A 10,924-nucleotide genomic window follows, 5' to 3' on the forward strand; every position below is an offset into this window, starting at 1 on the left:
GGGCGCAATCTGGCTTAACGACCGCACGCCGGCTGTAAATCCTCGCAACATACATGGAGATTGCTTCATCATGGACTACCGTCAACTTGGCCGTTCGGGCCTCAAGGTGTCGACCATCACGCTAGGCACGATGACGATGGGCGGCAAAGGCAAATTCGCGAGCGTCGGCGAGGTTAGCCTCGACGAGGCGCGCCGGCAGATCGACATGTGCATCGACGCGGGCGTCAACCTGATCGATACCGCGGACGTCTATTCGAACGGTGCGTCGGAGGAAATCGTCGGCCAGGTGCTCGGCGGCAAGCGCAAAGGCGGCGTGCTGATTGCGACAAAAGCCCGCTTTCCCATGGGTGACGGCCCGAACGACCGGGGTTTGTCGCGGCATCATTTGATAGAAGCCTGCGAGGCGAGCTTGCGCCGCCTCAAGACTGATGTGATCGACCTCTACCAGGTGCACGAATGGGACGGACTCACGCCGCTCGAAGAAACGCTTGAGGCGCTCGACCTGCTTGTCCGGCAGGGCAAGGTCCGGTATGTCGGCTGCTCGAACTACTCAGGCTGGCACCTGATGAAGGCGTTGCATGTGAGCGAACGCGATCGTCTGCCGCGCTTCGTGAGCCAGCAGATCCATTACACGCTCGAAGCACGCGAAGCGGAATACGAACTCGCGCCGATCGCACTCGATCAAGGCCTGGGCATTCTCGTCTGGAGCCCGCTCGCAGGCGGCCTGCTGTCCGGCAAGCACCGCCGCGACGCGACGCCCGAGGGCACGCGTCAGCTCGCGGGCTGGACGGAGCCGCCGATCCGTGACGCCGAACGACTGTGGTCGATTGTCGACACGCTTGTCGAGATCGCCAGCGAGCAGAATGTCTCAGCCGCTCAGGCCGCGCTCGCATGGACACTCGGGCGCCCCGCCGTCACGTCGGTCATCATCGGCGGGCGCAACGAGAAGCAACTGCTCGACAACCTCGGCGCGGCGAATCTCAGGCTGACCGACGAACAGCGCGAGCGGCTCGACAAGGTGAGCGCGCCGCCCCTGCTCTACCCGTACTGGCATCAGGTGCAGACCGCGCACGATCGTCTTTCAGTTGCGGACCTGTCGCTGCTGGGGCCCCATCTCAAGGCGTAGAGGGTGATGCGGCCGAGATCGACCCCCGACCGCTCTGAAAGATCGCAGGTCATACAGAGATGTCCACCTTGGCCGGATCGCAGTAGTTCTATCGCGAAGTCGACTTGCGCTTGCAGCGACTTCACTTGACCATGGCGCGCCGTCATGAGCCTGCCGTGCAATCAAGCCGATCGATGCCCCTTCACTCCTCGCGTCACGCAATCCGCGATCGACATCGTGCGCTGCCACCGGACCGGTGGCAGCAGCGCCTCGCTCGCATTCAAGCTAACGACGTACACCGAATCATCATGAAAAAACTCAGAACGGCCATCGTCGGTTGCGGAAAGGTCAGTCATTTCCATGCCCGGGCGCTCTCGAACCTCGAGAACTCGGACTTCGTCGCGGTATGCAGCACCTCTCTCGATCGAGCAAAGGCCTTCGGCAAACAATACGGTGTGCGCGCGTTCGATAGCGTCGAAGAGATGGTGGAAGCCGCGCAGGTCGACGTTGTATGCATTTGCACTCCGCATCCTCAGCATGCTCCCGTTGCGATCGCCGCCTTAAAAAGCGGCTGTCACGTTCTCGTAGAGAAGCCACTCGCTTCTTCGCTCGAAGATTGCGATGCCATCCTTTCATGTGCGGAAGAACACCGGCGTACGGTTGGCGTCGTGTGCCAGCGGCGCTTTTATCCGTCCGCGATGCGAATCAGGCAGGCCATCGATGCGGGCAAGATTGGCCGCCCTGTCATCGGTAACGTCGTCATGCTCGGATGGCGCGACCGCCAGTACTATGAAAGCGATCCCTGGCGTGGCTCGTGGGCTGGCGAAGGAGGCGGCGTGCTCGTGAACCAGGCACCTCACCAGCTCGATCTGCTCCTCTGGTATCTGGGCGATATCGACGAGGTCTACGGAGTGTGGAAGAACGTCAACCACGACTACATCGAAGTCGAAGACACCGCGGCGGCCATCATCAAGTTCAAAAGCGGCGCGATTGCCAACATTCTGGTCAGCAACTCACAGAATCCTGCGTTGTACGGGAAGGTCCATATTCACGGAGATAACGGCGCGTCGGTCGGCGTACAGACGGACGGCGGCGCGATGTTCATCGCCGGCGTCTCGACCATCACTGAACCGCCTTACAACGATATCTGGACGATCAAAAGCGAAGAAGGAATGCTCGCCGAGTGGAGAAACGCGGACGCGGAGTATTTCAATTCCCCGGATTCCCTGTACTTCTATCACGAGCAGCAAATAGATGATTTCCTGACTGCCGTCGGCAACGGCACGAAGCCTTTGATCGACGGACTGGACGGCCGGAAGACCGTAGAACTGTTCACAGCCATCTATCGCAGCGCGCAGAACAATGCGGTTGTAAAACTCCCACTCTGAGCAGGACGACGAATCGCCGGTGTTCGATGCCGGCAATGCATGTTTGGGCGAGCCTCCAGACGGCATCTTGAATGCGAAATCATGAAAGCAACAAAGACCCGATATTTCATTGTCTTTTTACTATTTGTAGTCACGGCCATCAACTATATGGATCGTGCGAATCTCTCGATCGCGGGCAGCAGGATCCAGGGGGAATTCGGCCTTTCGCCGACCCAGCTCGGCCTGCTCTTTTCAATGTTCACGTGGACCTATGCGGCCGCCCAGATTCCCGTCGGGTATCTCCTTGATCGAATCGGATCGAGAGTTCTATACGGCAGTGCAATAGTCATCTGGAGCACATGTACGTTCGCAATGGGCTTTGCATCCCATCATCTTTTCGCGACCCTCGGCGCCTCGTTTGCTGTGCTGCTGGTCTGCCGGGCCCTGATTGGCCTCGCTGAAGCGCCGTCGTATCTCTCGAATACGAAGATCGTCGCGAACTGGTTTCCGAAGAACGAACGCGCACGGGCGACGGCGACCTATATCAGTTCGCAATACATCGGTCTTGCATTGTTCACGCCCGTCCTGACTTTTCTGACGAGCCGTTACGGCTGGCAAATGGTGTTCTATGCAACGGGTGGAGTGGGGATCGTCTTTGGGGTCTACTGGCTGATCGTTTATCGTGACCCCAAAGACAGCAGGAAAACCGGTCAGGCCGAGCTCGACCTTATCAAGGCCGGTGGTGGCTACGGATCTCAGGATCAATCCACGGTCAGCACCGTGGTTGAGAGAGACGACGTCCTGTACTTCCTCAAGAACAAAACTGTCTGGGGCCTGTTCATCACGCAGTTCGCCTACAACTCGACGCTGATCTTCTTCATGACATGGTTCATCGTCTACCTCGAAAAGGCATTGCATCTCACGCTTTCCAAAGCGGGACTGGGCGCATCCATTCCCTATCTCATGGCGATGGTCGGCATGCTGGCGGGCGGCTTCCTCAGTGACAGCCTCCTGAAAAGGGGTAAATCGGTCACGGTCGCGCGCAAGACGCCGGTGATCGTTGGCCTCGTGTTGACGGCCATGATCGTCACCGTCAATTTTTTCGAGAACCAGCCCGTCATCGCGATCGGGATCCTTTCGCTGGCCTTTTTCGGAAACAACGTCGCGAATCTCGGCTGGGTGGTGTTTACGGACGTCATTCCTCGCAATTTCATCGGTACGATGGGCGGCTTCCTGAATCTGTTCGGCAATCTGTCCGGCATTACTACGCCCATCGTTTTCGGCATGATCCTGCAGCGCACGCATAACTTCCACTATGCGATGTGGTACGTCTCGATCATCGCCGTTCTGGGCATCCTTTCGTATATCTTCCTCGTCGGCAAAATCGAAATGATCGTGCCGCCGAAGAAGCGGGAGCGGGACGCGTACCGGGTTACGCAGTCGAACTAGGCTCATGTAGGAAGACTTACGCTACCCGAGCGTCTGCAGGACTGAACCCGTTTTGCACATAACTGTTTTGTGCAAAACGTCACTTTTGCAACGCTTTATCGCCCGTTACTCTGCTTCGATGCGTCACTGCGTTCAGAGTGTCAAGGTCGTCTTGCGAAGCGGTAGACATTAGGGCTCTGTCGCATTAACGCGGGCGAGGTAAAATTCGAGGCGGACGAAAACGCTCTGGCCACACGATGAAGAAGACAATGACGCCACGAACGACGCTTGCTCCAGACATCGCTAAGGTTCTGAAGCGGCTGCACTATCCGCTTGAAGTGATCCTGCTGTGTGTGCGATGGTACGTTGCCTACTCGCTGAGTTTTCGCAATCTCGAGGAAATGATGGCCGAGCGCGACATTTGTGTCGATCATTCGACGGTGCATCGCTGGGTCATCAAGGTGGTGCCACTGTTAAAAAAGACATTTCGTAAGCACAAGCGGCCGGTCGGCAAGAGCTGGCATGTTGACGAAACCTATATCAAGGTCAAGGGCTCGTGGAAGTATCTTTACCGGGCAGTGGATAAGGCGGGCAATACCATCGATTTTCTGTTCAGAGCCAAGCGGGACAAGGCTGCTGCGCGGCGCTTCTTCGAAAAGGCAATTGGTCAGAACGGCTCGCCCGAGACCGTAACCATCGACAAAAGCGGTGCCAATCTGGCCGCGCTTAGCGCGGTGAACGTCGAGCGCGAGATGCCCATCAAGGTTCGTCAGATCAAGTATTTGAACAACATCGTGGAGCAGGACCATCGGGCCATCAAACGCAGAACCCGACCGATGCTCGGGCTCAAGGATTTCAACTGCGCGCGCGTCATTCTGAGTGGCATCGAATTGATGCACATGATCAAGAAAGGACAGATAAAATGTTCGGGCAGAATTTCGCTGTCTGCCGCCCAGCAATTTTACTCGTTGGTTTCATAAGCCATCCTCCGCATATCACCTTTGCTTGACCCGCTTTCCTTACCGCGACAGAACCGCCCAATGTGCAGAACGCGCTTCAGGAAGCGGATGCCCTCGGACGTGAAATTCAAATCGATCAACGAGGCTATGACTCTGTCACTAACACAGAAGGTCATTTGCTGAAAATCACGGGTGCGATCTACGATTTGCAGGCGCCGTCGACTTCGACTGTCGTCCAGATCGGGGCCTGGAACAACTTCCTCATCGAGGCCAACGGAGCGCGGATCCGTGTCACGCTCAACGGCCAGCTCGTCAATGACTACCAGAGCCCGCGCGAGCAGACAGGCTACATAGCCCTTCAGGCGCACGATTTTCTTTCGCGAACGCAGTTTCGAAATTTGCAGCTAAAGAAACTGCCGTCGGAAAAGTCAGCGGAAACAGAACACCTGCATCCCTGACATGGGCGCTCCGAAAAGGTTTGGCGACGGACTGTTCCGGCCGCTACGCGCGGTCAGATCGGCCACGCCGTGGCCTAAGCGTACGAAAAAATCCGTTTCTTGAGGGCACCCCATCTCCAGCCGTGGAAAAAACTGGGTTGTGTGAGCCATGCGGCAATCCATAACAAAAACACTATGGTATGCAAAAAAATGTTTAACTATCGTGAATATACGTCCGGTCCTATGCTTGGCTCATGCAGTTAGCAGTTGGGAGTCGAATCATGGGACATGCCACTATCACGTCTTGCACTCCTGCGGCGATGCAGGTGCGGTGGCATCTCGGAGTTGGAAGCGAACCGGCTCTCGGGGCACATCTCGCAACACCTCGCCGCGCATACAGTCACCACGGCATCTATGTCGGCAAGGGCAATGTAGTGCACTACGCCGGACTTGCCCGGTCTTTGCATCGCGGCCCTGTCGAGGAAGTGACGATTGCATGCTTCGCCGCAGGGCGCGAAGTCTGGATCGAGCCGGGTGATCGTCCAGGTTACGCCGACCGGCAAGTTGCAGAACGGGCGCGCTCGCGCCTTGGCGAGGATCGATACAGACTCCTGACCAATAACTGCGAGCACTTCTGTGCGTGGTGCCTGTATGGCGAAAGCCGCAGCGAGCAAGTGCGCGCGTGCCTGACTTATCCGTGGGCGGCCATGCGCGCAGCGGTGGGCCTGTTCAAGATGTCGATCAATTACTTCGCTGCGATGGTCTGCAACCACGCGGATGCGTTGCTTGACGTAAAAAGCAGCTGCGCCGGCGCCACCGCCAATGAGCGCTTGATAGGTCAGGCGATGTCCCGCCACGCGTAAGCGTACCCGTGTATTTCGGAGCAACGTGACCGACCGTTTCGGGATCCTGACCGGCAATTTGTGGCAAGGTTGTTTTCGTCACCTCGCGATTAAGCGTTGCAAGCCGTCACTTTCGTCTGTGGGCGCCCGTGGCAACCGGCTGGAAACCCAAGCCGTGCGGGCTCCTGATGCTGTTGACCATGCTCTTATAAGGAGGCTGCGGGTTGTGCCGCGCATCAGCAAATGACGACTACCCTTGTTTATTCCCATGCTGCGTGTCTGGAGCATCGCCCCGGCCCTAGCCATCCGGAGTCGCCGGAACGTCTGAACGCCGTGCTGCGCGCGTTGCGGTCGCCGGAATTCTCGTCGTTGGAATGGCGCGATGCGCCGATGGGCACACTCGACCAGGTGCAATTGATCCACGACCGCGGCTTTGTCGATGAGGTCGCGGACATCGCCCCGCAGCATGGCTATATGCCTCTCGATGCCGGCGACACGGTGATGTCGCCGGGCTCGTGGGAAGCCGTGATGCGCTGCGTCGGAGCGGCTTGTGCTGGCGTCGACGCGGTGATGAATGTGCAAGCACGCAACGTATTTTGTGCCACCCGCCCGTGTGGTCACCACGCCGAGCCAGCCAGGGCAATGGGTTTTTGCATTTTCAATCAGGCTGCGATCGCTGCAGCCTACGCTTATGAAGTACACAAGCTGGAGCGCGTCGCGGTCGTCGACTTCGACGTCCATCATGGCAACGGTACCCAGGCAGCCTTTTTCGACCGGCCGGGGCTGTTTTACGCTTCCAGCCACCAGTCGCCTTTCTATCCCGGCACGGGCGCCCCATCCGAGACCGGCGTGAACCACAACATCGTCAATGTCGCGTTGCCCCGTGGCTGTGATTCGGCGCTCTTCCGTGCTCGGATAGAAGCCGGCATGTTGCCGGCGATACGTCACTTCAACCCCCAACTCATCGTCATTTCGGCCGGCTTCGACGCGCACCGACTGGATCCGCTCGCAGGCTTGAACCTCGAGGACGACGATTTCCACTGGATTACCAGTGAGCTGATGCGTATTGCCGATGCGACGTGCGAGGGGCGCATCGTCTCGATTCTCGAGGGGGGCTACAGTCTGGACGGCCTGGCCACCAGCACGGCCGCGCATGTTCGTGCGTTGATGGGTGTTGAGGCCCACCAATTGGGGCGATAGGTGCAGCAATGCGACTGATACAGGCGCCGCCGCTGCTTTGCGGCGGTACGTTCGACGGTACCGGCTCACAGACTTCAGTGCTTGCCCCACGTTGCGCGCAGGCCGCAACACCGAAGCGGGTAACGTGTTTGCGAAATACGGCGTGACGGTCGGCATGGGACTCGACGAAGCCGGCATCAACGAAGACCGCGACATGCTGCAGGAGATGCGTCTGGCGTTGCGCGTGCATCGCACGCCCGGCATGGACGACGACGTGCCGACCTGTGCCCAGATCCTGAAAATGGCGAGCGAGGACGGCGCGCACACGACACCGTTCGGCCGAGGAAAGCGGCGGCTTGCTGGGTCCGGGATGGCTGCTTGCGAACGGCATCGTGAAGCCCGACTTCGCGATCTGCGCCGGCTTCTCATTTGCGATTACGACCGCTCACAACGGTTGCGTTCATCTCGAAGGCTGGCTACGAAAACCGTTGCGCTTGCGCTCAGCGATTTACTGAAGGAGCGCGAGGACCGCGCCGTTGCCGATTCGATTTTGAGCGACGGCTGCATCCACTGCGGGTCTGTGCGCACTTCCGCAGGCGCACGGGTCCGCCCATGATAGGCGCGCTAGCCGCGCCTATGCCGCGCGCGGGACCCTCACCGTCCGGCCCGCGCCTTCCGAAGATGAAGAAGCAGCCTGAACCGGCGCTTGCTGCGCAATGCGCTCGCGCAGCTTGATCAATGCCAGCACCGTATCGATCGTCGGCGTTGCCTCGCCGACCAGCCGGCCCATTTCCTGGACGACAGTAAGCAGCGGGTCGATCTCCATCGGACGGTTGGCTTCGAGATCCTGCAACATCGAGGTTTTGTGGGCGCCGACCGCACCCGCGCCATCGATACGCCTTTCGACATCCACGCGGAAATGCACGCCTAAGCGGTCGCCGATCGCTTTAGCTTCCAGCATCATCGTTCGCGATACCGCGCGCGTGGCCGGATTGCTCGTGATGACGTCCAGCGTCGCGTGGGTCAGCGCGCTAATCGGATTGAAGCAGAGATTGCCCCATAGCTTCAGCCAGATTTCGTCGCGGATAGTGTCGCGGATCGGCGCGTCCAGACCCGCCGACACCATGATTTCGTGCAGTTTCTGGATCCGCGCCGTACGTTCGCCGCCCGGCTCGCCAATCGGGAATTTCTTGCCGTACACATGGCGAATCACGCCCGGTTCGACGATTTCGGCCGCCGGATACACCACGCAACCGATCGCCCGCTCGGGTCCGAGCTGGTTCCACTGCTTGCCGCCCGGGTCGATGCTGTCGAGCGTGGTGTCGGCGAATTCGCCGCCATGCTTGTAGAAATACCAGTACGGGATCCCGTTTACGGCGGTAACGATCGCCGTGTCCGGCCCCAGCAAGGGCCGCATCGCGCCCACCACGCCCGGCACCGAATGCGCCTTCAGCGCAACGATCACGTAGTCCTGCACGCCGAGTTCACGCGGGTCCGCTGAGCAACGCACGTTGACGATACGCTCGGCACCGTCGATCTGCAGACGTACGCCGTTTGCCTGCATGGCGGCGAGGTGCGGGCCGCGCGCCACGAAACTGACGGCGGCGCCTGCCAATGCGAGTTGCGCACCGAGGTACGCGCCGATCGCGCCGGCGCCATAAATACAGATCTTCATCTGTCTCCTCCTGTTTTTAAGGCACGAACGCTGTCGCGTCGAAATCGACATCCGTTTCAACTCCGACGATGCGAATTTTTCCAGGCGGTGCGTAATGCCCGTGCGCCATATCGCGGGCGCAAGCGACGCCGCCGCCGCAGGCTTCGCCGCTTATGCTCGAGCGGGCGTCAACCCAGCGCGATGGCCCGCCAGCGCCTCACGCACGATCTGGCACATGCCTCCTTGTTCGGCGTATCGAGCACTGCCAGCAGCGCGCGCCGCATGCGCGGCTCCCAGAAGCGGCGGATATGATCGGCGATACCGGCGAGTGCTTCCTCACGGTCCGGCATCGAATCGAAAAAGTCGCCGATCCGGTTCGCCATGTCGATCAGATTCTGATTGTCCATGGCTTGCCTCACTTACCCGATGTTGCGTTGGCCAACTCGCGCTGCTTCAGCAGATCGAGCTGCTCCGTGTTGAAGCGCGAATAGTCCTGCTGCCATTGCGACGGCTGTTCGACCGGCATCACCTGCACCGCGGTCACCTTGTACTCGGGACAGTTCGTCGCCCAGTCCGAGCTATCGGTGGTGATCACGTTCGCGCCCGATTCGGGGAAGTGGAACGTCGTGTAGACGACGCCCGGTTGCATCCGCTCGGTCACCTTCGCGCGCAATACGGTTTGTCCCGCGCGGGATTCGATGCCGACCCAATCGTCATTCCTGATGCCGCGTTCTTCCGCATCGTGCGGGTGGATCTCGAGACGATCTTCGTCATGCCAGCGCGAATTTTCGGTGCGGCGTGTCTGTGCGCCGACGTTGTACTGCGACAGGATGCGACCCGTGGTGAGCAGCAGCGGGAACTTGCGCGTGACCTTTTCCGGCGTTGCGATGAACTTCGTAATCACGAACTTGCCCTTGCCGCGCACGAAGGTGTCGATGTGCATGGTCGGCGTACCGTCTGGAGCGTCCTCGGTGCACGGCCACTGGATGCTGCCGAGCTCGTCGAGCTTCCTGTACGACACGCCGTGGAAAGTCGGCGTGAGACGTGCGATCTCGTCCATGATCTGCGACGGATGCGCGTAGTCCATTTCATAACCGAGCGCGCGCGCGAGCATCACGGTGACTTCCCAGTCGGCGTAACCCGGCACCGGCGGCATCACCTTGCGCACGCGCGAGATGCGGCGTTCCGCGTTGGTGAAGGTGCCGTCCTTTTCGAGGAACGACGAACCCGGTAGCAGGACGTGAGCGTACTTTGCGGTTTCGTTGAGGAAAATGTCCTGCACGACGATGCATTCCATCGCAGACAGTGCCGCCGACACGTGATGCGTGTTCGGATCGGATTGCACGATGTCTTCGCCCTGGCAGTACAGACCCTTGAAGGTGCCGTGCACGGCGGCGTCGAACATGTTCGGAATGCGCAGGCCCGGTTCGGGCTGCAGCGTGACGTTCCATGCTTCCTCGAACAACGCGCGCGTGATCGAATCGCTGATATGGCGATAGCCCGGCAGTTCGTGCGGGAACGAACCCATGTCGCACGAACCCTGCACATTGTTCTGGCCACGCAACGGATTCACGCCGACACCTTCGCGGCCGATGTTGCCGGTCGCCATCGCCAGATTCGCGATACCCATCACCATTGTCGAGCCTTGCGCGTGTTCGGTGACGCCGAGGCCGTAATAGATCGCGGCGTTGCCGCCGGTGGCATAGATGCGGGCGGCTTCGCGGATGGACGCGGCGGGCACGCCGGTGAGTTCCTCCGTCGCTTCCGGCGCGTTCTCGGGCAGGGCGACGAACGCACGCCATTGCTCGAACGCGCGCGTTTCGCAGCGCTCGGCGATGAACGCTTCGTTCAGCAAGCCTTCGGTCACGATCACATGCGCGAGCGCATTGACCACTGCGACGTTGGTGCCCGGACGCAATTGCAAATGATGCGAGGCCTTCACGTGCGGCGTAT

The 10,924-nt window shown here is 59.7% G+C and carries 9 protein-coding genes and 3 pseudogenes; 9 read left to right on the forward strand and 3 right to left on the reverse strand.

From position 1 onward, the window contains the following. The first annotated feature begins 70 nt into the window (after nt 1–70). From M0D64_RS21385 to M0D64_RS21425, 9 genes and pseudogenes are all read left to right on the forward strand, one after another. Nucleotides 71–1,126, forward strand: a complete 1,056-nt coding sequence (locus M0D64_RS21385) for an aldo/keto reductase (RefSeq protein WP_266259117.1) — start codon at nt 71–73, stop codon at nt 1,124–1,126. A 287-nt stretch (nt 1,127–1,413) separates the two neighbouring features. Further along, entirely contained in the window at nt 1,414–2,493 is a 1,080-nt protein-coding gene (locus tag M0D64_RS21390; RefSeq protein WP_266259118.1) for a Gfo/Idh/MocA family protein, read from the forward strand. Nucleotides 2,494–2,574: 81 nt separating this feature from the next. Continuing rightward, nucleotides 2,575–3,921: an MFS transporter gene (locus M0D64_RS21395; protein WP_266259119.1), complete on the forward strand. Its 1,347-nt coding sequence runs from the start codon at nt 2,575–2,577 to the stop codon at nt 3,919–3,921. Nucleotides 3,922–4,169: 248 nt separating this feature from the next. After that, complete coding sequence (locus tag M0D64_RS21400; RefSeq protein WP_266259121.1) at nt 4,170–4,880, forward strand: IS6 family transposase; 711 nt, start codon at nt 4,170–4,172, stop codon at nt 4,878–4,880. A gap of 62 nt (nt 4,881–4,942) precedes the next feature. Then, nucleotides 4,943–5,317 (forward strand): DUF1080 domain-containing protein, encoded by a 375-nt coding sequence (locus tag M0D64_RS21405; RefSeq protein ID WP_266259122.1) that lies wholly within the window; start codon nt 4,943–4,945, stop codon nt 5,315–5,317. A gap of 299 nt (nt 5,318–5,616) precedes the next feature. Continuing rightward, complete coding sequence (locus M0D64_RS21410; RefSeq protein ID WP_266259130.1) at nt 5,617–6,159, forward strand: lecithin retinol acyltransferase family protein; 543 nt, start codon at nt 5,617–5,619, stop codon at nt 6,157–6,159. 222 nt (nt 6,160–6,381) lie between these two features. Further along, the gene (locus M0D64_RS21415) at nt 6,382–7,338 is read left to right on the forward strand and encodes a histone deacetylase family protein (protein ID WP_171929038.1); all 957 of its coding nucleotides are present in this window, start codon (nt 6,382–6,384) and stop codon (nt 7,336–7,338) included. Then, nucleotides 7,310–7,630, forward strand: a pseudogene (locus M0D64_RS21420) (hypothetical protein); the annotation flags it as partial. The gene M0D64_RS21415 and the pseudogene M0D64_RS21420, both read left to right, overlap by 29 nt. 28 nt (nt 7,631–7,658) lie before the next feature. Next, nucleotides 7,659–7,787 (forward strand): annotated as a pseudogene (locus M0D64_RS21425) (peptidase M20); the annotation flags it as partial. A 164-nt stretch (nt 7,788–7,951) separates the two neighbouring features. On the opposite strand, the gene M0D64_RS21430 reads toward M0D64_RS21425, so the two are convergent. From M0D64_RS21430 to M0D64_RS21440, 3 genes and pseudogenes are all read right to left on the reverse strand, one after another. Further along, nucleotides 7,952–8,992, reverse strand: a complete 1,041-nt coding sequence (locus M0D64_RS21430; RefSeq protein WP_266259123.1) for a 2-dehydropantoate 2-reductase — start codon at nt 8,990–8,992, stop codon at nt 7,952–7,954. 150 nt (nt 8,993–9,142) lie between these two features. Then, nucleotides 9,143–9,378 (reverse strand): annotated as a pseudogene (locus tag M0D64_RS21435) (formate dehydrogenase subunit delta). Nucleotides 9,379–9,386: 8 nt separating this feature from the next. Further along, a partial coding sequence (locus tag M0D64_RS21440; protein WP_266259124.1) for a molybdopterin oxidoreductase family protein occupies nt 9,387–10,924 on the reverse strand: 1,538 nt, incomplete at its 5' end.

The sequence above is a fragment of the Paraburkholderia sp. WS6 genome, from assembly GCF_030464835.1.
In the GTDB taxonomy this organism is placed as follows: Bacteria; Pseudomonadota; Gammaproteobacteria; order Burkholderiales; family Burkholderiaceae; genus Paraburkholderia; species Paraburkholderia madseniana.